The organism is Pseudomonas sp. 43A, assembly GCF_013363935.1.
Lineage (GTDB): Bacteria > Pseudomonadota > Gammaproteobacteria > Pseudomonadales > Pseudomonadaceae > Aquipseudomonas > Aquipseudomonas crudilactis.
Window position 1 is genome coordinate 1,608,184 of the sequence record NZ_CP054880.1, and the last position, 22,898, is coordinate 1,631,081.

The following is a 22,898-nucleotide window of genomic DNA, read 5'->3' on the forward strand; positions in this document are numbered from 1 at the left end:
GAGCTTGCTCGCGAAGAACGATCACGCGGTACCGCTGGCTGCATGCCGCCAGCCTTTGCTATGATGCGCGCGCTCTTTTGCGGGTAATCCTGACTAAAGTACTAGGTCTTAAAGTTGACTTAAATACTCGGGAATTGCATACTCGCCCCATTCTGAACTCCGTGGTAACTGTCCATGCGACTGACTACAAAAGGCCGATACGCCGTGACCGCCATGCTTGACCTGGCGTTGCACGCGCAGCACGGGCCCGTGTCCCTGGCCGATATCTCCGAGCGCCAAGGCATCTCCCTGTCCTACCTCGAACAGCTGTTCGCCAAGCTGCGTCGCAGCAACCTGGTTTCCAGTGTTCGCGGCCCGGGTGGTGGCTACCAGTTGTCCCGCGACATGCAGGGCATTCAGGTCGCTCAGGTGATCGATGCGGTAAACGAATCGGTCGATGCCACCAAATGCCAGGGCCAGGGCGATTGCCATTCCGGCGACACCTGCCTGACTCACCATCTGTGGTGCGACTTGAGCCTGCAGATTCACGAATTTCTAAGTGGTATCAGCTTGGCTGATCTTGTGACTCGCCGTGAGGTGCAAGAAGTAGCCCAGCGTCAGGACCAGCGCCGTTGCAACAGCAAGGCGCCACGCCTGGACAAGATTGAAGCGTCCGCCGTCGAATGACAGCCAAAGAGCTAGCGGCACGCCAGCCCTGATTTAGGAGATAGTCCATGAAATTGCCGATTTACCTTGATTACTCTGCGACCACCCCGGTTGATCCGCGTGTTGCGCAAAAAATGAGTGAATGCCTGCTGGTCGACGGAAACTTCGGTAATCCGGCGTCCCGTTCCCACGTATTCGGCTGGAAAGCTGAAGAGTCCGTCGAAAACGCCCGTCGTCAGGTGGCCGATCTGGTCAACGCCGATCCGCGCGAAATCGTCTGGACCTCGGGCGCTACCGAATCCGACAACCTGGCAATCAAGGGTGCGGCGCATTTCTACGGCTCCAAGGGCAAGCACCTGATCACCTCCAAGATCGAGCACAAGGCTGTCCTCGACACCATGCGCCAACTGGAGCGTGAAGGTTTCGAGGTCACTTACCTCGAGCCGACCGAAGACGGTCTGATCACTCCGGCCATGATTGATGCGGCACTGCGCGAAGACACCATTCTGGTCTCCGTGATGCACGTGAACAACGAAATCGGCACCGTCAACGACATCGCCGCGATCGGCGAAATGCTCCGCGCCAAGGGCGTTCTGTTCCACGTCGACGCCGCTCAGTCCACTGGCAAGGTCGAGATCGACCTGCAGAAACTGAAAGTCGACATGATGTCGTTCTCCGCCCACAAAACCTACGGCCCTAAAGGCATCGGCGCGCTGTACGTCAGCCGTAAGCCGCGTGTGCGCATCGAAGCGACCATGCACGGCGGCGGTCACGAGCGCGGCATGCGTTCCGGCACCCTGGCGACCCACCAGATCGTCGGCATGGGCGAAGCGTTCCGCGTAGCCAAAGAAGACATGGCTGCCGAAAACGTCCGTATCAAAGCCTTGAGCGACCGCTTCTACAAGCAGGTCGAGCACCTGGAAGAGCTGTACGTCAACGGCAGCCTGACCGCCCGCGTTCCGCACAACCTGAACCTGAGCTTCAACTACGTTGAAGGCGAGTCGCTGATCATGGCGCTCAAGGATCTCGCGGTATCGTCCGGTTCGGCGTGCACCTCGGCGTCGCTGGAGCCTTCGTACGTACTGCGCGCCCTGGGCCGCAACGACGAACTGGCACACAGCTCGATCCGCTTCACCTTCGGCCGTTTCACCACCGAAGAAGAAATCGACTACGCCGCGCAGAAAGTCTGCGAGGCCGTTACCAAGCTGCGCGCTTTGTCGCCGCTGTGGGACATGTACAAAGACGGCGTCGATATCTCGAAAATCGAGTGGGCGGCACACTAAATATAGAAGCCGCCAGATACAGATCCTGTAGCGACGCGGCGGTTTACGCAGCGCAGTTGCAGGGTCTCAAGAGCGGCCCTGATGAGTGAGGATTGAGAATCATGGCTTACAGCGAAAAGGTCATCGACCACTACGAAAACCCGCGCAACGTCGGCAAGATGAACGCGGAAGATCCTGATGTCGGCACCGGCATGGTCGGCGCTCCGGCGTGCGGCGATGTGATGCGTCTGCAAATCAAGGTCAACGACGCTGGCATCATCGAAGATGCCAAGTTCAAGACCTACGGCTGCGGTTCGGCTATCGCTTCCAGCTCCCTCGCCACCGAGTGGATGAAGGGCAAGACCCTGGACGAAGCAGAAACCATCAAGAACACTCAGCTGGCCGAAGAACTGGCCCTGCCGCCAGTGAAAATTCACTGCTCGGTACTGGCTGAAGACGCTATCAAAGCGGCTGTTCGCGATTACAAGCAGAAGAAAGGCTTGATCTGACTTTCTGGATTTGGCGACGAGTAAGGAGTCACCGATGGCTATCAGCATGACAGAAGCGGCTGCTCGACACGTGCGGCGCTCCCTCGACGGGCGCGGCAAAGGTGAAGGGATTCGTCTGGGTGTTCGCACCACAGGCTGTTCCGGCCTTGCCTACGTGCTGGAGTTTGTCGACGAGGTGGTTGCAGAGGATCAGGTGTTCGAAAGTCACGGCGAAAAAGTGATCATCGACCCGAAAAGCCTCGCCTACCTGGACGGCACCGAGCTCGATTTCGTCAAGGAAGGGTTGAACGAAGGCTTCAAGTTCAACAACCCCAACGTACGCGGTGAATGTGGCTGCGGCGAAAGCTTCAACATCTGAGGCTTGTCGTGGGTATTCCTTGTCATTTCGCTTTATTCGAGCTGCAACCGGGTTTCCGTTTGGATCTCGAGCAGTTGGCCACGCGCTATCGTGAGTTGGCGCGCGGCGTTCATCCTGACCGTTTTGCCGACGCTTCCGAGCGTGAGCAGCGGTCGGCACTCGAGCAGTCTGCACGGCTCAACGACGCCTATCAGACGCTCAAGAGTCCGGCCCAGCGCGCACGCTACCTGCTGACCATCAGCGGGCATGAAGTGCCGATGGAAGTCACTGTGCATGATCCCGAGTTTCTTCTGCAGCAGATGCAATGGCGCGAAGAGCTCGAAGACCTCCAGGACAGTGCCGACCTCGACGGCGTCGCCGTGTTCAAGCGGCGCTTGAAATCGGCTCAGGAAGAACTCAATGAAAGCTTCGCAGCCTGTTGGGATGACGCAGCGCAACGTGAGCAGGCCGAACGCCTGATGCGGCGCATGCAGTTCCTCGACAAGCTCACCTACGAAGTGCGCCAGTTAGAAGAGCGCCTCGACGATTAACCCAGTGCCGCTCCGGTCGCACGCCTGATATACAGATAAGTCCTGATCACGATGGCCCTACTGCAGATCGCCGAACCCGGCCAAAGTCCTCAACCGCACCAGCGTCGTCTGGCTGTGGGGATCGACTTGGGCACTACCAATTCGCTGGTCGCTGCGTTGCGCAGTGGTCTTTCCGAGCCGTTGGCCGACGCAAACGGGCAGGTCATCCTGCCGTCCGCTGTGCGTTACCACGCCGATCGCGTCGAAGTCGGCGAGTCGGCCAAGCTGGCTGCCGCTTCCGATCCTTTGAATACTGTGCTGTCGGTCAAGCGCTTGATGGGTCGTGGTCTGTCCGACGTCAAGCAATTGGGCGAACAACTGCCATACCGCTTTGTCGGTGGCGAATCGCACATGCCGTTCATCGACACCGTGCAGGGCCCGAAAAGCCCGGTCGAAGTCTCCGCTGATATCCTCAAGGTCCTGCGTCAGCGCGCCGAAGCGACCTTGGGTGGCGAACTGGTGGGTGCGGTGATTACCGTTCCGGCGTATTTCGACGATGCTCAGCGTCAAGCCACTAAAGATGCGGCGAAACTCGCGGGTCTGAACGTGCTGCGTCTGCTCAATGAGCCGACTGCGGCCGCTGTGGCGTACGGTCTGGATCAACACGCTGAAGGCCTGGTAGCCATTTATGACCTCGGCGGTGGCACCTTCGATATTTCGATTCTGCGTCTGACCGGTGGTGTTTTCGAAGTGCTGGCCACTGGCGGCGACAGCGCGCTGGGCGGCGATGACTTCGATCACGCGATTGCCGGCTGGATCATCGAGAGCGCCGGCCTGTCCGCCGATCTCGATCCGGGTGCGCAGCGCAATCTGCTGCAAACCGCCTGCGCAGCAAAAGAAGCCCTGACCGATGCGGCGAGTGTTGAAGTTGCCTACGGTGACTGGAAAGCCCAACTGACTCGCGAAGCCTTTGATGCGCTGATCGAGCCAATGGTCGCGCGCAGCCTCAAAGCCTGCCGCCGCGCCGTTCGCGATTCCGGTGTTGAGCTGGAAGACGTGCACGCCGTGGTCATGGTGGGCGGTTCGACCCGCGTTCCACGCGTTCGTGAAGCCGTTGCCGAAGCCTTCGGTCGTCAGCCTCTGACTGAAATCGATCCGGATCAAGTGGTGGCCATCGGTGCCGCGATCCAGGCAGATACCCTGGCTGGCAACAAGCGCGATGGCGGCGAACTGCTGCTGCTCGACGTGATTCCGCTGTCCCTGGGGCTGGAAACCATGGGCGGTCTGATGGAGAAGGTGATTCCACGTAACACCACCATCCCCGTCGCACGTGCGCAAGATTTCACCACTTATAAAGACGGCCAGTCGGCCATGGCGATTCACGTTTTGCAAGGTGAGCGCGAGCTGATCAGCGACTGCCGTTCCCTGGCGCGCTTCGAATTGCGCGGCATTCCAGCAATGGTCGCCGGTGCAGCGAAGATTCGCGTGACCTTCCAGGTCGACGCCGACGGTCTGCTCAGTGTTTCTGCCCGTGAACTGGGTTCGGGCGTTGAGGCGAGCATTCAGGTCAAACCGTCTTACGGTCTGACCGACGGCGAAATCGCCAAAATGCTCAAGGATTCGTTCCAGCACGCCAATGACGACAAAGTTGCCCGCGTTCTGCGTGAGCAGCAAGTCGATGCCCAGCGCCTGATCGAAGCGGTGCAGGGCGCTCTGGAGGCGGACGGCGAGCGTTTGCTCGACGCCGAAGAGCGCATGGTCATCGACCTGCAGTTGCAGGAACTGGCCGAACTGATGAAAGGTACTGATGGTTACGCCATCGAGCAACAGACCAAGCGTCTGTCGCAAGTGACCGATGCTTTTGCTGCCCGCCGCATGGATCTGACGGTGAAAGCCGCTCTGTCGGGGCGCAACCTGAATGAAATCGAGGATATCTGATGCCGCAGGTCATTTTTCTGCCCCACGAGAAGTTCTGCCCTGAAGGCATGGTGGTCGAGGCTGCGCCCGGCACATCGATTCTCGAATTGGCCCACGAACACCACATCGAGATGGAAAGCGCCTGCGGCGGCGTCTGCGCTTGCACCACCTGCCACTGCATCATCCGCGAGGGTTTTGACTCGATGGAAGAGGCTGACGAGCTGGAAGAAGACTTCCTCGATCGTGCATGGGGCCTGGAAGCGCAATCGCGTCTGGCCTGTCAGGCTATCGTTGGTGAAGAAGACATCACCGTCGAAATTCCGAAATATTCGCTTAACCATGCGGCTGAAGCGCCGCACTGACTGGTAAGACTGTCATGAGCTACGGTTGGAATGATGTTCAACGTATTGCAGAAGAATTGGCCGAGGCCAAGCCGGGTGTAGATCCGTTTTCTGTCAATTTCGTCGATCTGCAGCAATGGATCAAAGAGCTGCCGGATTTCGACAATACCTCTGGCCGTGTTGGCGAGAAGGTGTTGGAAGCGGTTCAGACGCTCTGGGCTGAAGAATTGGACTGATCGTCCTCGCAGGTTAGGCAATACCCAAGAACCCGCGTATAATTCGCGGGTTTAATTTTTCGCAAATTACCGTTTCTGGAGTTACACCATGGCTGTTCAACGCACTTTCTCCATCATCAAGCCTGACGCTGTTGCAAAAAACGTCATCGGCGAAATCACCACTCGTTTCGAAAAAGCCGGCCTGCGCGTTGTAGCTTCGAAACTGAAGCAACTGTCCAAAGCTGAAGCTGAAGGCTTCTACGCTGAGCACAGCGCTCGTGGTTTCTTCGGCGACCTGGTTGCTTTCATGATCTCCGGTCCTGTTGTTGTTCAGGTTCTGGAAGGCGAAAACGCTATCGCTCTGAACCGTGAGCTGATGGGCGCTACTAACCCTAAAGAAGCTGCTGCCGGCACCATCCGCGCTGACTTCGCTGATTCCATCGACGCCAACGCTGTTCACGGTTCGGACTCCGAAGCCGCAGCTGCTCGTGAAATCTCGTACTTCTTCGCAGCTACTGAAGTAACCACTCGCTAAGCATTGGCTTAAGAGTGAAGGTGAATCCATGACTACATCGACTGTAAAAACCAACCTGCTGGGTCTGACTCAACAGGAAATGGAAAAATTCTTCGACTCAATCGGGGAGAAGCGTTTCCGTGCCGGTCAGGTAATGAAATGGATTCACCACTTTGGCGTCGATGATTTCGACGCCATGACGAACGTCAGCAAGGCCTTGCGTGACAAGCTCAAGGCTATTGCTGAGGTCCGTGGTCCGGAAGTGGTCAGCGAGGACATCTCCAGCGACGGCACCCGTAAGTGGGTGGTGCGCGTGGCGTCCGGCAGCTGCGTCGAGACCGTATACATTCCCCAAGGCAAACGCGGCACTCTGTGCGTTTCGTCCCAGGCAGGCTGTGCCCTGGATTGCAGTTTCTGCTCCACCGGCAAGCAAGGCTTCAATAGCAACCTCACCGCCGCCGAAGTTATTGGCCAGGTGTGGATTGCCAACAAATCTTTCGGCAGTGTCCCGGCAACCGTCGACCGTGCCATCACCAACGTGGTGATGATGGGCATGGGTGAGCCGCTGCTGAACTTCGACAACGTCGTTGCCGCCATGCATCTGATGATGGATGACCTCGGCTACGGGATCTCCAAGCGCCGCGTGACCCTGTCCACCTCGGGCGTGGTGCCGATGATCGATGAGCTGGCCAAGCACATCGACGTGTCCCTGGCGTTGTCGCTGCACGCACCGAATGACGCATTGCGTAACCAATTGGTGCCGATCAACAAGAAATATCCGCTTAAGATGCTGCTCGAGTCGTGCCAGCGCTACATGTCCGCCCTTGGCGAGAAACGTGTGCTGACCATCGAGTACACCTTGCTCAAGGACATCAACGACAAGGTTGAGCACGCCGTCGAGATGATCGAGTTGCTGAAGAACATTCCGTGCAAGATCAACCTGATTCCGTTCAACCCGTTCCCGCATTCCGGGTACGAGCGGCCAAGCAACAACGCGATCCGTCGTTTCCAGGATCAGTTGCATCAGGCCGGTTTCAACGTCACTGTCCGCACCACCCGTGGTGAAGACATCGACGCCGCATGTGGTCAATTGGTAGGGCAGGTGCTGGATCGCACCCGTCGCAGCGAACGTTATATCGCCGTGCGTGAGTTGAGCGCCGACAGCGATCTGGCACAGAACGCCGCGAACACAAATTAAGAGAGGATCTCTATGTCCCTGCGCTTTGCGCTGCTGTTGCTGTTGGCCAGCCTGTGTGCTGGTTGTGTCCTGTCGGGTGACTACAACCCGATGAAGACCAGCAAGGGCCGCGATGAAGCGCGGGCTGCCTACGTGCAGTTGGGGTTGGGATACTTGCAGCAGGGCATGAGCGAGCGGGCCAAGGTGCCGCTGAAGAAGGCGCTGGAAATCGAAGGTTCCGATCCTGATGCCAACGCGGCCCTCGGTTTGGTGTTCCAGTCCGAAATGGAGCCGGAGCTGGCCGACGAACACTTCCGCAAGGCTTTGTCCTCCCGTCCCGCCGATGCGCGCATCCTCAACAATTACGGCAGTTTTCTCTACGAACAACAGCGTTATAAAGAAGCCTACGAGCGTTTTGAACAGGCTGCTGCCGATACCCTGTATCCTGAGCGTTCGCGTGTGTTCGAGAACCTCGGCATGACGGCGGCGAAGCTCGGTCAGCGTGATCTGGCGCAGCAACAGCTGGAAAAGGCACTGCGTTTGAACCGCCAACAACCACGCGCATTGCTGGAAATGGCTGAGTTGTCCTTCGAAGACAGGCATTATGTGCCCGCGCGTGACTATTACGACCGTTTCAGCCTGCTGACCGAACAAAATGCACGTAGTCTATTGCTCGGCGTTCGGCTGGCAAAAGTGTTTGAAGATCGCGACAAGGCCGCCAGTTATGGCCTGCAATTAAAACGACTCTATCCCGGTACGCCGGAATATCAGCAATACCTGTCGGAGCAATGATGAAAGCGGCGCATCCCGAAGTTGTAGCAGCGAATCGCGTTAACCCCGGTGAGACCCTGCGCCAGGCCCGCGAAAGCAATGGCTGGTCGCTGGCCGAAGTGGCCCTCAAGCTCAACCTCACCGTGACTTCCCTGAGCAATCTTGAAGCCGGCGCTTTCGACAAGCTGCCGGGGCATACCTTCGCTCGCGGTTACATTCGCGCCTATGCCAAATTGCTCGGCATGGACCAGACCGTTCTGGTTCAGCAATTCGACCAGTCCACCGGCACCGACTCCCAGGGCAGCAATGTTCACGCCCTTGGTCGTATCGAAGAGCCGGTGCGGGTTTCCCACACCATTTTGCGTATTGTCAGCCTGCTGTTGCTGATCGCGGTCATCGGCGGCGGTTTCGTCTGGTGGCAGGATCAGACTTCGCAGCGCACCAAGGACCTGACGTCTCTGGCGCCTGAGCACGTTGAAGTCGAAGGGGCTGACGGTACCACCCAGATTCACCCGATCGACGAGCCGGAAGACCAGGCTGTCGAAGAGAATCAGGCCGATACTTCTACAGCGCTGGCGCTGCCTCAGTCGGAAACCACGGCTGAGTCGACTGGTGCAGAAGGCGCTGCTCCGGCAACTGCTCCAGCAGCACCGGCTGCAACGCCGACCGCCCCGGTTCATACACCGGCGCCGGTTGTCGCTACCCCGGCTAACCCCGCGCCAACCGTGCCGACCACTCCAGCGCCGACCGTCACCGCTCCGGTTGTTCCTGCTACACCGGCAGCGACCGCAGAAGCAACCGCTCCGGTGGCTGGCGACGGTCAGGTACAACTGCAGTTCAGCGCCGATTGCTGGGCACAAGTGACCGACGGTCGTGGCAAAGTGATCTTCAGTGGTCTGAAGCATAAAGGCGATAGCGTCACCGTTTCCGGCAAGCCGCCGCTTAACGTGCGTCTGGGTGTTGCCCGCGCCGCACAGGTCAGCTACAACGGCCAACCGGTCGATATCGCTCCGTTCACCAGTGGCGAGACTGCTCGCCTGAAGTTGGGTCAATAAGTCATGCACGGCGAATCTCCAATCAAACGTCGCGTTTCGCGCAAGATCTGGGTCGGCAACGTACCGGTGGGCGGCGATGCGCCGATCGCTGTGCAGAGCATGACCAACAGCGACACCAATGACGTGGCCGCCACCGTTGCGCAAATCAACCGTCTGGAAGCCGCTGGCGTCGACATCGTTCGCGTTTCGGTGCCGGACATGGACGCCGCCGAGGCGTTCGGCAAGATCAAGCAACTGGTCAAGGTGCCGTTGGTTGCCGACATCCACTTCGACTACAAGATCGCTCTGCGCGTGGCCGAACTGGGCGTGGACTGCCTGCGTATCAACCCAGGCAACATCGGTCGTGAAGACCGTGTTCGCGCGGTGGTTGACGCAGCTCGTGATCGCGGAATTCCGATCCGCATCGGCGTCAACGCCGGTTCCCTGGAAAAAGACCTGCAAAAGAAATACGGCGAGCCGACCCCGGCTGCACTGGTCGAATCCGCCCTGCGCCACGTTGAACACCTTGAGCGCCTGAATTTCCAGGACTTCAAGGTCAGCGTGAAGGCCTCCGACGTGTTTATGGCCGTCGAAGCCTACCGCTTGCTGGCGAAAGAAATCGTTCAGCCGCTGCACCTGGGCATCACCGAAGCCGGTGGATTGCGGTCGGGCACAGTGAAATCCGCCGTGGGCCTAGGTATGCTGCTCGCCGAGGGGATTGGCGATACCATCCGCATCTCGCTGGCGGCCGACCCGGTCGAGGAAGTGAAGGTCGGTTACGACATTCTCAAGTCTTTGCATCTGCGTTCCCGTGGCATCAACTTCATCGCCTGCCCGAGCTGCTCGCGGCAGAACTTCGATGTGGTGAAAACCATGAACGAGCTGGAAGGGCGCCTTGAAGACCTGCTGGTCCCGCTGGATGTCGCGGTGATCGGCTGTGTGGTCAACGGCCCCGGCGAAGCCAAGGAAGCCCATATCGGCTTGACTGGCGGCACGCCAAACCTGATTTACATCGACGGCAAGCCGTCGCAGAAACTGACGAATGACAATCTGGTGGACGAGCTGGAAAAGCTGATCCGCCAGAAAGCGGCCGAAAAGGTCGAAGCTGACGCTGCGGTTATTGCGCGCGGCTGAGCCTGACTGAAGCGCCGAACGAATTTAAGGATTTAAAGTGAGCAAGTCTCTGCAAGCCATTCGTGGCATGAACGACATCCTGCCCGAACAGACCCCCCTGTGGCGTTATTTCGAGGGCACCGTTGCGCGTCTGCTGGATAACTACGGTTACAAGCAGATTCGCATGCCGATCGTTGAATTCACCGAGCTGTTCAAACGCTCGATTGGTGAAGTCACTGACATCGTCGAAAAAGAGATGTACACCTTCGAAGACCGCAACGGCGACTCCCTGACCTTGCGTCCGGAAGGTACCGCGGCGTGCGTGCGTGCCGTACTCGAGCACGGCATCACCGGCGGTGGCCAGGTGCAGAAACTCTGGTACATCGGCCCGATGTTCCGCCACGAGCGTCCGCAGAAAGGCCGTTATCGCCAGTTCCACCAGATCGGTCTGGAAGTGTTCAATCTCGACGGCCCGGACATCGACGCCGAGCTGATCACCATGACCTGGCGCCTGTGGGGCGAGCTAGGCATTCGTGATGCGGTCAAGCTTGAACTCAACAGCCTCGGCACCAGCGAGTCCCGTGGGCGTTATCGTGAAGCGCTGGTCGAGTACCTCTCGGCGCACCACGACAAGCTCGACGAAGACAGCCAGCGTCGCCTGAAAACCAACCCGCTGCGCGTGCTCGACACGAAAAATGCCGACACTCAAGCGGTGCTGGTCGATGCGCCGAAAATGGCCGATTACCTCGACGACGAATCCCGTGCGCACTTTGAAGGTTTGAAAGCGCGTCTGGATGCCGTTGGCATTCCTTACGTGCTCAACCCGAAACTGGTGCGCGGCCTCGATTACTACAGCAAAACCGTATTCGAATGGGTCACCGACAAACTCGGCGCCCAGGGCACCGTTTGCGCGGGCGGTCGTTACGACGGTCTGGTCGAGCAAATGGGTGGCAAGCCGACCACCGGCGTCGGTTTTGCCATGGGCATCGAACGTCTGGTGCTGATGCTGGAAACCCTTGAGCAGATCCCGGAAGAAATCTCCCGTCAGGTCGATGTCTATCTGTGCGCCTTCGGTGAAGAAGCCGAGCTGGCCGGTCTGGCTCTGGCTGAACGTGTTCGTGATCAACTTCCAAACCTGCGTCTGCAAGTCAATGCCGGCGCCGGCAGCTTCAAAAGCCAGTTCAAGAAGGCCGACAAGAGCGGTGCGCTGTACGCACTGATCCTCGGTGACGACGAAATGGCCCAGCAAGTGGTAGGTTTCAAACCCCTGCGTGGCCAGGGCGAACAACAAAGCATTGCCTGGGATGCGCTCGCCGCTCACCTGGCCACCTGCGTCGTGCAGGGTTGAAGCTGTCCAAACAGCCGATTTAGCGATTAAGGAGTATTGGGGTGTCGAGTACCGAAGACGAACAGTTGGCGGATTTGAAGGACTGGTGGACACGCAACGGCAAACCTCTGGTCACCGGCGGCCTGTTGGCGTTGGTTATCGTGTTCGGCTGGCAGGCTTATCACAAGTATCAGAGCAACCAGTCGCAAGGCGCCTCGGTGCTCTATCAGCAATTGCTGGAAACCACGCTGACGCCTGACGGCAAGCCTGATGCTGCCCGCGTGGCGGATCTGGCCGGCAAGCTCAACAGCGAATTCGGCGGTTCTGCCTACGCGCAGTACGGCAGCCTGTTCGTCGCCAAAGTGGCGGTCGACAGCGGCAAGCTGGATGACGCCGCGACCGAGCTGAAAGCCATTGTCGACAAACCGGCCAACCCGGCGCTGGGCGAAATCGCCCGTCAGCGTCTGGCGCAGGTGCTGGGTGCGCAGAACAAGGCAGAAGACGGCCTGAAACTGCTCGACGGCGATGCCGACAAAGCGTTCCTGGCCACTCGCGAAGAACTCAAGGGCGACCTGCTGGTACAGCTGGGCCGTACCGATGACGCGAACAAGGCGTATCAAAAAGCCAAGGCGGCACTGTCGGATGAAGCGGCGGTCGGTGGCCTTCAAATCAAGCTCGACGACCTGGCCAAAGGGGATGCGTGACGTGATCCGTTGGAAGCATGCAGCATTGCTGGCTCTGGCCCTTCTGGCCGCGGGTTGCAGCAGCAACAGCAAAAAAGAATTGCCACCGGCTGAACTGACCGACTTCAAAGAAGAAGTGGTTCTGCAAAAGCAGTGGAGTCGTTCGATCGGTGACGGTCAGGGCGAAACCTACAACATGCTGGTGCCGGCGATCGACGGTGACACCATCTACGCTGCCGATGTAACCGGCGTGGTGATGGCCATGGATCGCGGCAATGGCGACGTAAAATGGAAGCAGGATCTTGACCTGCCTGTCTCCGGCGCCGTTGGCGTGGGTTACGGTCTGGTGCTGATCGGTACGCTGCGTGGCGAAGTCGTCGCTCTGGACACCAGCAACGGTGAGGAGAAATGGCGTGCACGCGTCAACAGCGAAGTCCTCGCGCCACCGGCCAACAACGGTGACGTCGTAGTGGTGCAGACTCAGGACGATCGTCTGATCGGTCTGGATGCATCGACCGGTACGCAACGCTGGGTGTATGACAGCACGCCGGCCGTACTGACCCTGCGTGGCACCAGTGCACCGCTGGTCACCAACCGCCTCGCGGTGGCCGGCCTGTCGACCGGTAAAGTGGTCGCTCTGGACATTTCCAACGGCGTGCCGGTCTGGGAACAACGGATCGCGATTCCACAAGGTCGTTCGGAACTGGAGCGCGTGGTCGACATCGACGGCGGTCTGCTGCTGTCCGGCGGTACGCTGTACGTTGCCAGCTACCAGGGTCGCGTTGCGGCACTGGACCTGGAAAGCGGTCGTCAACTCTGGCAGCGCGATGCGTCGAGCTATGCCGGTATCGCTCAGGGTTTCGGCAGCGTTTACGTGAGCCTGTCCTCGGGCACCGTTGAAGGCGTCGACGAGCGTTCCACCACAGCATTGTGGAGCAACGATTCGCTGGCTCGCCGTCAACTGTCGGCTCCGGAAGTGTTCTCCAGCTATGTTGCAGTGGGTGACCTGGAAGGTTATCTGCACCTGCTGAGTCAGGTTGACGGTCGTTTCGTCGGCCGTGAGCGCATCGACAGCGACGGCCTGCGTGCCCGTCCGCTGGTGGTGGGTGACACGATTTATGTATATGGCAACAGCGGCAAACTGGAAGCCCTGACCATCAAGTAACAACTATGCTTGGGGTTAAACCCCCAGGCGGCCCCGGATTCATGGGGCTTGCAGCGCTAACAGGCGTTGCCCCGAGCACCAGCCGCTGCCTCGCAGCGGCTTTTGTATTTTCTGAAATAACGAAGTGGAGAGCCGCATGGTTCCCGTAATCGCCCTGGTGGGCCGACCGAACGTCGGCAAGTCCACCTTGTTCAACCGCCTGACCAGGACTCGTGACGCCATCGTCGGCGACTTGTCCGGTCTGACCCGTGATCGCCAGTACGGTGAGGCCAAGTGGCAAGGGCGTTCCTACATTCTGGTCGACACCGGTGGTATCTCCGGTGACGAGCATGGTATGGACGAAAAAATGGCCGAGCAGTCGCTGCTGGCCATTGAAGAAGCGGATGTTGTGCTGTTCCTGGTAGATGCCAAGGCCGGTTTCACTGCCGCCGACCAGATGATCGCCGAACACCTGCGCAAACGTAACAAGCGTTCCTACGTGGTCGCCAACAAGGTCGACAACATCGACCCGGAAATGGCCCGCGCTGAGTTCGCTCCGTTGGGCATGGGTCACGCGATCCCGATCGCCGGTGCTCACGGCCGTGGCATCACCCAGATGCTGGAAATCGCCCTCGGTGATTTCCCGAAAGACGAAGAAGAGCCGGAAGAAGGCGAAGAAGAGATCGTTGCCGAAGGCGAGGAAGCCAAGCGCATTCCTGGCCCGAGCGAAAAAGACGGGATCAAGATCGCGATCATTGGCCGGCCGAACGTCGGCAAGTCGACCCTGGTCAACCGCATGCTCGGTGAAGACCGGGTAATTGTTTACGACCAGCCAGGCACCACGCGCGACAGTATCTACATCCCGTTCGAACGCAATGAAGAGAAGTACACGCTGATCGACACCGCTGGTGTGCGCAAGCGCGGCAAGATCCACGAAGAAGTCGAAAAGTTCTCCGTGGTCAAAACCCTGCAAGCGATCAAAGACGCCAACGTGGTGATCTTCGTGATGGACGCCCGCGAAGGCGTGGTCGATCACGACCTCAACCTGCTCGGTTTTGCCATTGAGTCGGGTCGTGCGCTGGTCATCGCGATCAACAAGTGGGATGGCATGACGCCGAGCGAGCGCGACTACGTCAAAGTCGAGCTGCAACGTCGTCTGTTCTTCGTTGATTACGCCGACATTCACTTCATCTCGGCCCTGCACGGCACTGGCGTAGGCAACCTCTACGCTTCCGTACAGAACTCGTTCAAGTCGGCGGTCACCCGCTGGCCGACCAACCGTCTGACCCAGATTCTGGAAGACGCGGTTGGCGAGCACGCGCCGCCGATGGTCAACAACCGCCGGATCAAGCTGCGTTACGCTCACTTGGGTGGCGCTAACCCGCCGATCATCGTGATCCACGGTAACCAGATCGAGAAAGTGCCGAAGTCGTACGTGCGCTATCTGGAGAACACCTACCGCCGTGTGCTGAAGCTGGTCGGCACGCCGATCCGCATCGAGTTCAAGGGCGGCGAGAACCCGTACGAAGGCAATAAAACCACGCTGACCGACCGCCAGGTCAACAAGAAGCGTCGCTTGATGTCGCACCACAAGAAAGCCGACAAGAAGCGCCGCGACAAGAAGTGATTTATCACTTCGTGTAGGAGCTGCCGCAGGCTGCGATCTTTTGATTTTGCTTCAAAGACAAGATCAAAGGATCGCAGCCTGCGGCAGCTCCTACATGAGGTCGGCGATAAGAAGGGCGCTCACCAGAGCGCCCTTTTTTTATGGGCGCCGGATGGGCTATCCTCGGGCTCTCCCGCGCCGTCGTCAGAGCCGGGTGTTGAGCAGGGAACCCCCGATGATCACCAGTAAGCTGCCGAATGTCGGCATCACGATTTTCACGCAGATGTCTCAGCTCGCGGCGCAAACCGGCGCGATCAACCTGTCCCAGGGTTTTCCTGATTTTGACGGCCCGCAGTCACTGCGTGATGCAGTCGGTCGACACATCGCCAGTGGCCATAACCAGTATTCGCCGATGACCGGGCTGCCTGCGCTGCGCGAACAGATTGCGGCGAAAATCGCACGCAGCTATGGCGTGCAGGTCAATGCCGACAGCGAAGTGACCGTGACGCCGGGCGCGACCCAGGCGATCTTTTGTGCGATTCAGGCGGTTATCCACAGCGGCGACGAAGTCATCGTGTTCGATCCGTGCTACGACAGCTATGAGCCGGCGACCGAGTTGGCGGGCGGTCGTTGCGTGCATGTGCAGTTGAACCCGGACGACTTCTCCATCGATTTCGACAAACTCGCGGCGGCCTTGAGCCCGCGCACGAAAATGATCGTCATCAACACCCCACATAACCCGAGCGGCGCCCTGATCAGCCGTGCCGAGCTGGATCAACTGGCGGCGTTGATCCGTGATCGTGACATCTACCTGATCAGCGACGAAGTCTATGAACACCTGGTGTTCGACGGCGTGCCGCACGTCAGCGTGCTCGCTCACGAAGAGCTGTATCAGCGCGCCTTCGTGGTCAGCTCGTTCGGTAAGACTTACCACGTTACCGGCTGGAAAACCGGCTACGTCGTCGCACCGCCAGCGCTGACCGCCGAGCTGCGCAAGGTGCACCAGTACGTCAGTTTCTGCGGTGTCACTCCGCTGCAATATGCCCTGGCCGATTACATGGCCGAGCACCCGGAACACGTCGAAGAGCTGCCGGGTTTCTATCAGGCCAAACGTGATCTGTTCTGCGATCTGCTGGCGTCGTCGCGCTTCACCTTTACCCGAGTCACTGGCACCTACTTCCAACTGGTCGATTACTCGCAGATCCGTCCTGACCTGAATGACGTCGAGATGGCCATGTGGATGACCCGCGAACACGGCGTGGCGAGTATTCCGGTGTCGGTGTTCTACCAGAACCCACCGCAAGGCCAGCGCCTGGTGCGTCTGTGCTTTGCCAAACGCGAGGAGACGCTGCGTGAAGCGGCGGCAAAACTATGCGTGATCTGAGTGCGTTACCCGATCTCAACCTGGCGCTGATCCAGACCAGTCTGGCCTGGCACGACCGTCAGGCCAACCTCGAGCATTTCGAGCAGTTGCTGGAGCAGGCGCAGGGCGCGGATCTGATCATCCTCCCGGAAATGTTCACCACCGGATTCTCCATGGAGTCCGAAACCCTTGCCGAAGCCGAGAACGGCCCGACCAGCAAATGGCTGCGGGTTCAGGCGGCGAAGCTCAATGCAGTGATCACCGGCAGTGTGATCATTCAGGCCGCTGACGGCAGCCATCGCAATCGCCTGCTGTGGGCGCGGCCGGATGGCGAAGTGCTGCATTACGACAAACGTCACCTGTTCCGTATGGCCGGTGAGCATAACCACTACACCCCTGGCGAACGTCAGGTGCAGTTCGAACTCAAGGGCTGGCGAATCCGGCCGCTGATTTGTTACGACCTGCGTTTCCCGGTGTGGAGCCGCGACGCGCAAGACACCGATCTGTTGCTGTACACCGCCAACTGGCCAGGCGCGCGACGTCTGCACTGGAATCGCCTGTTGCCAGCGCGAGCGATCGAAAACCTTTGTTATGTGGCGGCAGTGAACCGCGTCGGCACTGATGGCAAGGGTTTCGCTTATACCGGTGATAGTCAGGTGCTGGATTTCCAGGGCGAAACCTTGCTGGCGGCGGGGGAGGCGGATGGTGTGTTCAAGGCTGTGCTGGAAGCGGCTCCGCTCGCGGTGTATCGCGAGCGCTTCCCGGCGAATCTGGATGCCGACACATTCGAGTTCACCTGAAAAGCAAAAGATCGCAGCCTTCGGCAGCTCCTACAGGGTGTACGAAATCCCAATGTAGGAGCTGCCGAAGGCTGCGATCTTTTGATCTTGAACAAAAAGGCCCCGAAGCTTTCACTTCGGGGCCTTTTGCATTTCAGCGGGGATTACGCCGCTTTCGCCTCAGGCTGGCTCAGCGAGCGGTTTAGCGCGCTGAACAGGGCCTTGAAGCTGGCCGTGGTGATATTTTCATCAATGCCCACGCCGTGCACCGCACGTTCGCCGTTCACACGCAGTTCGATGTACGCCGCTGCTTTGGCGTTGGTGCCTGCGCCGATCGCGTGTTCGTTGTAGTCCATGATCTCCACCGGAACCGGCAGGCCGGCGACCAGTGCTTCCAGCGCACCGTTGCCCTTGCCGCGCCAGTGCAGATTGGTTTCACCCTGACCCTTGCTCGCCACTTCCACTTCAACATTGCTGTTGCCGTTTTCTTCCTGCAGGCGATGGCTGACCAGCGCGTACGGGGTGTTGGCTTGCAGGTATTCGCTGATCAACAGCGAGTGGATTTGCTTGGCGGTCATCTCCAGACCGAGGCGATCGGTTTCACGCTGCACGACCTGGCTGAATTCGATCTGCATGCGACGTGGCAGGCTGATGCCGTATTCCTGCTCCAGCAAGTAAGCGATGCCGCCCTTGCCCGACTGGCTGTTGACGCGAATCACCGCCTCGTAGCTGCGGCCAATGTCGGCCGGGTCGATCGGCAAGTACGGCACTTCCCACAGTGCATCTGGCTTCTGCTGGGAGAAGCCTTTGCGGATCGCATCCTGGTGCGAACCGGAGAATGCGGTGTGGACCAGGTCGCCAACGTACGGATGACGCGGGTGAACCTGAATCTGGTTGCACTCCTCGACCACTTTGCGCACGCCGTCGATGTCGGAGAAGTCCAGCTGCGGGTCGAGACCCTGGGTGTACATGTTCAGCGCGACGGTGACGAGGTCGACGTTACCGGTACGCTCGCCGTTGCCGAACAGGCAGCCTTCGACGCGGTCCGCACCCGCCATCAGGCCCAGCTCGGTAGCCGCAACGCCAGTGCCACGGTCGTTGTGGGTGTGCAGGCTGATGATCACGCTGTCACGACGGTTGATGTTGCGACCGAACCACTCGATCTGGTCGGCGTAGATGTTCGGCGTCGCGCATTCAACGGTGGCGGGCAGGTTGAGGATCATCTTGTGCTCAGGCGTCGGGTTCCACACCTCGATCACCGCGTCACAGACTTCCTTGGCGAATTCCAGTTCGGTGGCGCTGAAGGTTTCCGGCGAGTACTCGAAGGTCCACTCGGTGTCCGGCTGCATCGCCGCATATTTGACGAACAGCTTGGCGGCGTTGACCGCGATGGCCTTGATGCCGTCCTTGTCCTGGTTGAAGACGATGCGACGGAAAGACGGCGAAGTGGCGTTGTACAGGTGAACGATGGCTTTCTTCGCACCGCGCAGGGATTCGAATGTGCGCTCGATCAAGTCTTCACGGCCCTGGGTCAGCACCTGAATGGTGGTGTCGTCCGGGATGTGGCCTTCTTCGATCAGGGTGCGTACGAAGTCGAAGTCGGTTTGCGAAGCGGCCGGGAAGGAGGCTTCGATTTCTTTTACACCGACCTGAACGAGGGTTTTCCAGAAGCGCAGCTTCTTCACCGCGTCCATCGGTTCGATCAGCGACTGGTTGCCGTCACGCAGGTCGGAGCTGCACCAGATCGGCGCGGTGTCGATGGTTTTCGATGGCCAGGTGCGATCCGGCAGGTTGATGACAGGAAACGCGCGGTATTTCGAAGACGGATCTTTGAGCATGCTCATCGGGAAATTCCTTATTGTCTGGGCCGAAAAGAGGCGGCCTGCCGGTGTTACGAATGTTCAGGGAAAAGCGTGGGACGAGGTGCCGCGATTCAGCCTGGCAGTCGTGCGCTGACGAGGCACAGGCTGCGGTGCTGGCGAAGCTGAATGAGGGTGTGAGAGGTTTTCATGCCTTCAACCCTAACCGCGAGGGGAGAGGATGGCAAGCAGTCGAAAAAAATTGAGAGGAATACTCGGAAAGCGGCTTTTTGCGGGATTTTATTGCGCTGGAGATCGCCGATTGTTGTGATACTTGCGCGAGGTTTGAATGGGGCGCAATTGGGGTTTATAGCAATTTCTGTAAGTATTGATGTGCTTTATAGGCCGCCTTCGCGAGCAAGCTCGCTCCCACAGGGATTTTTGTTGTGAACGCAATCCAAAGTGGGAGCGAGCTTGCTCGCGAAGGGGCCATCAGCCCATCGACTGTCTTAAGGTTGAAACGCGCCAATGAAAATCGCCGGATCCACCCGCGCATCATTCAGGCTGACGTTCCAGTGCATGTGCGGCCCGGTCGCGCGGCCGGTCATGCCGACCTTGCCGACCACTGCGCCACGCGCCAGTTGATCGCCGACCTTCACATCAATCTTCGACATATGGCAGAACATGCTGATAAAGCCTTGCCCATGGTCGACAAACACTGTGTTGCCGTTGAAGAAGTAATTGCCGGTGAGGATCACTTTGCCCGCCGCCGGGGTCTTGATCGGCGTGCCCGCCGGCACTGCAAAGTCGAGGCCCGCATGCGGATTGCGCTCTTCACCATTAAAGAAGCGGCGCACGCCAAACTTGCTCGACAACGGCCCGTTTACCGGTTTGTCCAACAGCAGATTGCTCGGCGTGTTCGGGCTGAAGCTGCGGTAGGCCTTGATCTGCTCGGCCAGTTCGCCTTCGATGCGCTTGAGGTTCGACTGATCCGGATTGACCTGCTGTTTGTTCTTCAGGGTGATGCGCTGTTCCGGGTACTTCTTGTTGCCCACGGTGAACGTCAGGTTACGCCCACCGCTGCTGATCTGCTGCGCACCCGGCTTCACCGTCAACGGCACGCCGACAATCGCCAGCCAGTTGTTCTGCTCTTTTACCACCAGCACCGGTTTGCCCTGATACGTGGCTTTCGGCGCCTGTGCGGCCGCGCCCAGATCAACCACCGCGACGCCGCCCGGCACCGGTTTGTTCAGCAGTCGGGTGATGTAACTGTCGGCGTGGGCATTGAAGGTCAGACACAGAAGAAACAATGGAGCGAGAAAACGCGGCATGGATCAGTCCAGTAAAGAGAGGGTGACAGGCGTCAGATGATTGTCTTCGACGCGCACTTGCAGTTCGCCTTCGCCGAGTTTGGCTTTCAGGCGCTGACCAGTATGGGTCTGCGCGGCGTTGCGGATGGCATGACCGCGCTCATCGAGCAGAATGCTGTAGCCACGACCGAGCGTTGCCAGCGGGCTGACCACGTGCAGCGTCTGCATCTGGCTGTGCAGTTGCAGACGACGGTTTTTCAGGCCTTCGCGCATGGCCCGGGGCAGACGTTCGGCGAGGCTGTCGAGGCGCTGACGCAACATCGCCAGTTGCCGTCCCGGATGTTGCCCGGCGAGACGGGTTTCCAGGCGGATCAGGCGTTCGCGACGGGTATTGAGATGGCGCTCGAACGCCCGGCGCATGCGCATGTCCAGATCGTCCAGACGCTGCGCCTGCTGGCGCAGACGTTCGCCGGGATGACGCAGGCGACGCGCCATGCCTTCGAGGCGCAGACGATCACGCATCAAGCGGTCACGCATGCGCATCACCAAGCGCCGATGCAGGCTTTCGACCTGACGGATCAGATGACTGGAATCGGGCGCGAGCAATTCGGCAGCCGCAGACGGCGTCGGTGCACGCACATCGGCGACAAAGTCGCTGATCGATACATCGGTTTCATGGCCGACAGCGCTGACAATCGGTGTCACACAGGCATCAACCGCGCGGGCCACGGCTTCTTCGTTGAAGCACCAGAGGTCTTCCAGCGAACCGCCGCCACGGGCAAGGATCAACGCGTCGAAACCACGCGCATCGGCCATTTTTAGCGCGCGGACGATTTGCGCGGTGGCTTCGCGGCCCTGCACGGCGGTCGGAATCAGCGTCAGTTGCACTTGCGGCGCACGCCGGCGGAATACGCTGATGATGTCGCGAATCACCGCGCCGGTCGGCGAGCTGATGATGCCGATGCGCTGCGGATGCGCGGGCAACGGCACTTTGCGTTCGGCACTGAACAGGCCTTCGGCGCTGAGCTTTTCTTTCAGCGCATCGAAGGCCAGACGCAGGGCGCCGTCACCGGCAGGTTCGACGGTGTCGAGAATCAACTGATAGTCGCCACGGCCCTCGAACAGCGAGACCTTGCCGCGCACTTTGACGGCGAGGCCATCCTTGAGTGCCTGACGCACACGCGCCGCGTTTTGTCGAAACAACGCGCAACGCACCTGTGCGCCGCTGTCCTTGAGGGTGAAATAGATGTGGCCGGACGCCGGACGGGCGAGGTTGGAGATTTCGCCTTCGACCCAGATGTTGCTGAACACGTCTTCAAGCAACACCCGCGCGCGGCCGTTGAGCTGGCTGACGGTCAGGACTTCACGGTCCAGGCCAAGTCTTGCAAAGGGATCTTTAATCATGGGGCGCAGTTTAAAGGCATTTGCTGATCAATCTCCATGAATCACCATAAATCCCTGTGGGAGCGAGCTTGCTCGCGAAGGCGGCGTGTCAGTCGACATCTGAATCGCCTGCAACGCCGCTTTCGCGAGCAAGCTCGCTCCCACATGGTTTTGTAAAAGTCTGGATGAAGTGTTGGATCAGTGGAGTGGGATTTTGCCGATAGGCGAGGGCGACGGTGCTTTGGCAGTCGGTATCGGCCAGCGCTACAAAACGCACGCCGGGCGGGGCGATGTCCTGCATCGATTCCGGCAGCAGGGCGATGCCGAAGCCGGCTTGAATCAGTTGTAACTGTGTCGTTTTGCGCGACATCACGCGCGCGGCTTGCGGGAAGAAACCCTGGCGCATGCACAGGTCAGCACACAGATAACTCAAGCCGCCACGCTGCGGATGCGGGATCGAGATGAACGCTTCGTCCTTCAACTGTGCCAGATCGACACGTTCAGCGTCGGCCAAGCGATGACCCATCGGTATCGCCAGTAGCAACCGTTCAGTAAACAGTGGCACGATCTGAATGCCTTCGCGCTGGCGCAACACCGGCAGGCGCAGTAGGCCGATATCGAGGCGTCCTTCGGCCAACTCTTCCAGTTGCGCCTCGGAAGACAACTTGCCGATGTCCAGCGACACACCGGGTTGTTGCTGCAGATACGCGCCGATGTGACTGAGCAAACGGCCGCTGATCGACACGGTGCTGGAGTGGCTGAGGCGTAAGGTGCCGAGTTGGCCATTGCCGACTTCCGTAGCCATGGCGCTGGCCTTGGTCAACTCATTGAGCAGATTTCTGGCGCGCGGCAAAAACGCTTCGCCTGCCGCTGTCAGGCGAGGCTGGCGCGCGGTGCGTTCGAACAGTGGCGTTTGTAGACGTGTTTCCATGTCTTTGATCTGCCGGCTCAGCGCCGATTGCGCGATAAACAACCGTTCGGCTGCTGCACTGAAGCTGCCGCTTTCGGCGATTTCCACGAAGTAACGCAATTGACGGGTTGAAAGCACCGGGTATGCCTTTTTGAGATGGCTGAGCAACTTTGAAGATATTAGTCGCAACCGTCGACGCTGGCTAAAGTCATCCCAGGCTAATTAAGGA

General features: G+C 59.2%; 23 protein-coding genes. 19 read left to right on the forward strand and 4 right to left on the reverse strand.

Annotated elements, in window-relative coordinates:
- The first annotated feature begins 174 nt into the window (after positions 1-174).
- The 19 genes from iscR to HUW52_RS07280 all read left to right on the forward strand — a co-directional run bounded on the left by iscR (position 175) and on the right by HUW52_RS07280 (position 17,288).
- Positions 175-666, forward strand: a complete 492-nt coding sequence (gene iscR, locus HUW52_RS07190) for a Fe-S cluster assembly transcriptional regulator IscR (protein WP_003227911.1) — start codon at positions 175-177, stop codon at positions 664-666.
- Positions 667-713: 47 nt separating this feature from the next.
- Positions 714-1,928, forward strand: coding sequence for an IscS subfamily cysteine desulfurase (locus tag HUW52_RS07195; RefSeq protein ID WP_150730736.1), 1,215 nt, complete (start codon positions 714-716; stop codon positions 1,926-1,928).
- Between the two features lie 101 nt (positions 1,929-2,029).
- Positions 2,030-2,416, forward strand: coding sequence for a Fe-S cluster assembly scaffold IscU (gene iscU / locus HUW52_RS07200; RefSeq protein ID WP_007916892.1), 387 nt, complete (start codon positions 2,030-2,032; stop codon positions 2,414-2,416).
- A 34-nt stretch (positions 2,417-2,450) separates the two neighbouring features.
- Entirely contained in the window at positions 2,451-2,774 is a 324-nt protein-coding gene (gene iscA / locus HUW52_RS07205; protein ID WP_003227904.1) for an iron-sulfur cluster assembly protein IscA, read from the forward strand.
- Positions 2,775-2,782: 8 nt separating this feature from the next.
- Positions 2,783-3,304, forward strand: coding sequence for a co-chaperone HscB (gene hscB, locus HUW52_RS07210; RefSeq protein WP_175553268.1), 522 nt, complete (start codon positions 2,783-2,785; stop codon positions 3,302-3,304).
- A gap of 51 nt (positions 3,305-3,355) precedes the next feature.
- A complete protein-coding gene (gene hscA, locus HUW52_RS07215; protein ID WP_175553269.1) occupies positions 3,356-5,221 on the forward strand; it encodes a Fe-S protein assembly chaperone HscA in 1,866 nt (621 codons plus the stop codon).
- Positions 5,221-5,562 (forward strand): ISC system 2Fe-2S type ferredoxin, encoded by a 342-nt coding sequence (gene fdx, locus HUW52_RS07220; protein ID WP_007916885.1) that lies wholly within the window; start codon positions 5,221-5,223, stop codon positions 5,560-5,562. Before hscA ends, fdx begins: the two co-directional genes overlap by 1 nt.
- Positions 5,563-5,576: 14 nt before the next feature.
- Positions 5,577-5,777, forward strand: a complete 201-nt coding sequence (gene iscX / locus HUW52_RS07225) for a Fe-S cluster assembly protein IscX (RefSeq protein WP_008084655.1) — start codon at positions 5,577-5,579, stop codon at positions 5,775-5,777.
- Between the two features lie 88 nt (positions 5,778-5,865).
- Positions 5,866-6,291, forward strand: coding sequence for a nucleoside-diphosphate kinase (gene ndk / locus HUW52_RS07230; RefSeq protein WP_007916882.1), 426 nt, complete (start codon positions 5,866-5,868; stop codon positions 6,289-6,291).
- 28 nt (positions 6,292-6,319) lie between these two features.
- The gene (gene rlmN / locus HUW52_RS07235) at positions 6,320-7,468 is read left to right on the forward strand and encodes a 23S rRNA (adenine(2503)-C(2))-methyltransferase RlmN (RefSeq protein WP_016984373.1); all 1,149 of its coding nucleotides are present in this window, start codon (positions 6,320-6,322) and stop codon (positions 7,466-7,468) included.
- A gap of 12 nt (positions 7,469-7,480) precedes the next feature.
- Positions 7,481-8,239: a type IV pilus biogenesis/stability protein PilW gene (gene pilW, locus HUW52_RS07240; protein ID WP_175553270.1), complete on the forward strand. Its 759-nt coding sequence runs from the start codon at positions 7,481-7,483 to the stop codon at positions 8,237-8,239.
- A complete protein-coding gene (locus HUW52_RS07245; RefSeq protein WP_175553271.1) occupies positions 8,239-9,273 on the forward strand; it encodes a RodZ family helix-turn-helix domain-containing protein in 1,035 nt (344 codons plus the stop codon). The genes pilW and HUW52_RS07245 overlap by 1 nt, the downstream gene beginning before the upstream one ends.
- Before the next feature lie 3 nt (positions 9,274-9,276).
- Positions 9,277-10,386 (forward strand): flavodoxin-dependent (E)-4-hydroxy-3-methylbut-2-enyl-diphosphate synthase, encoded by a 1,110-nt coding sequence (ispG, locus tag HUW52_RS07250; protein WP_003227888.1) that lies wholly within the window; start codon positions 9,277-9,279, stop codon positions 10,384-10,386.
- A 37-nt stretch (positions 10,387-10,423) separates the two neighbouring features.
- A complete protein-coding gene (gene hisS / locus HUW52_RS07255) occupies positions 10,424-11,713 on the forward strand; it encodes a histidine--tRNA ligase (RefSeq protein WP_016984369.1) in 1,290 nt (429 codons plus the stop codon).
- A 41-nt stretch (positions 11,714-11,754) separates the two neighbouring features.
- Positions 11,755-12,396 carry a tetratricopeptide repeat protein gene (locus HUW52_RS07260; protein WP_007916865.1) on the forward strand — a complete coding sequence of 214 codons (642 nt, stop codon included), beginning with the start codon at positions 11,755-11,757 and terminating at the stop codon, positions 12,394-12,396.
- Positions 12,389-13,540 carry an outer membrane protein assembly factor BamB gene (gene bamB / locus HUW52_RS07265; protein WP_016984368.1) on the forward strand — a complete coding sequence of 384 codons (1,152 nt, stop codon included), beginning with the start codon at positions 12,389-12,391 and terminating at the stop codon, positions 13,538-13,540. The genes HUW52_RS07260 and bamB overlap by 8 nt, the downstream gene beginning before the upstream one ends.
- A 136-nt stretch (positions 13,541-13,676) precedes the next feature.
- The gene (gene der, locus HUW52_RS07270) at positions 13,677-15,146 is read left to right on the forward strand and encodes a ribosome biogenesis GTPase Der (RefSeq protein ID WP_016984367.1); all 1,470 of its coding nucleotides are present in this window, start codon (positions 13,677-13,679) and stop codon (positions 15,144-15,146) included.
- Positions 15,147-15,360: 214 nt separating this feature from the next.
- The gene (locus tag HUW52_RS07275; RefSeq protein ID WP_016984366.1) at positions 15,361-16,509 is read left to right on the forward strand and encodes a pyridoxal phosphate-dependent aminotransferase; all 1,149 of its coding nucleotides are present in this window, start codon (positions 15,361-15,363) and stop codon (positions 16,507-16,509) included.
- A complete protein-coding gene (locus HUW52_RS07280) occupies positions 16,497-17,288 on the forward strand; it encodes an amidohydrolase (RefSeq protein ID WP_175553272.1) in 792 nt (263 codons plus the stop codon). The genes HUW52_RS07275 and HUW52_RS07280 overlap by 13 nt, the downstream gene beginning before the upstream one ends.
- Before the next feature lie 143 nt (positions 17,289-17,431).
- On the opposite strand, the gene leuA is transcribed toward HUW52_RS07280, so the two are convergent.
- The 4 genes from leuA to HUW52_RS07300 all read right to left on the reverse strand — a co-directional run bounded on the left by leuA (position 17,432) and on the right by HUW52_RS07300 (position 22,807).
- The gene (gene leuA, locus HUW52_RS07285; protein ID WP_008082522.1) at positions 17,432-19,111 is read right to left on the reverse strand and encodes a 2-isopropylmalate synthase; all 1,680 of its coding nucleotides are present in this window, start codon (positions 19,109-19,111) and stop codon (positions 17,432-17,434) included.
- A 464-nt stretch (positions 19,112-19,575) separates the two neighbouring features.
- Positions 19,576-20,397 carry a M23 family metallopeptidase gene (locus HUW52_RS07290; protein ID WP_175553273.1) on the reverse strand — a complete coding sequence of 274 codons (822 nt, stop codon included), beginning with the start codon at positions 20,395-20,397 and terminating at the stop codon, positions 19,576-19,578.
- Between the two features lie 3 nt (positions 20,398-20,400).
- Positions 20,401-21,780 carry an exodeoxyribonuclease VII large subunit gene (gene xseA / locus HUW52_RS07295; protein ID WP_016984362.1) on the reverse strand — a complete coding sequence of 460 codons (1,380 nt, stop codon included), beginning with the start codon at positions 21,778-21,780 and terminating at the stop codon, positions 20,401-20,403.
- 88 nt (positions 21,781-21,868) lie between these two features.
- The gene (locus HUW52_RS07300; RefSeq protein ID WP_175553274.1) at positions 21,869-22,807 is read right to left on the reverse strand and encodes a LysR family transcriptional regulator; all 939 of its coding nucleotides are present in this window, start codon (positions 22,805-22,807) and stop codon (positions 21,869-21,871) included.
- Positions 22,808-22,898: the final 91 nt, after the last annotated feature.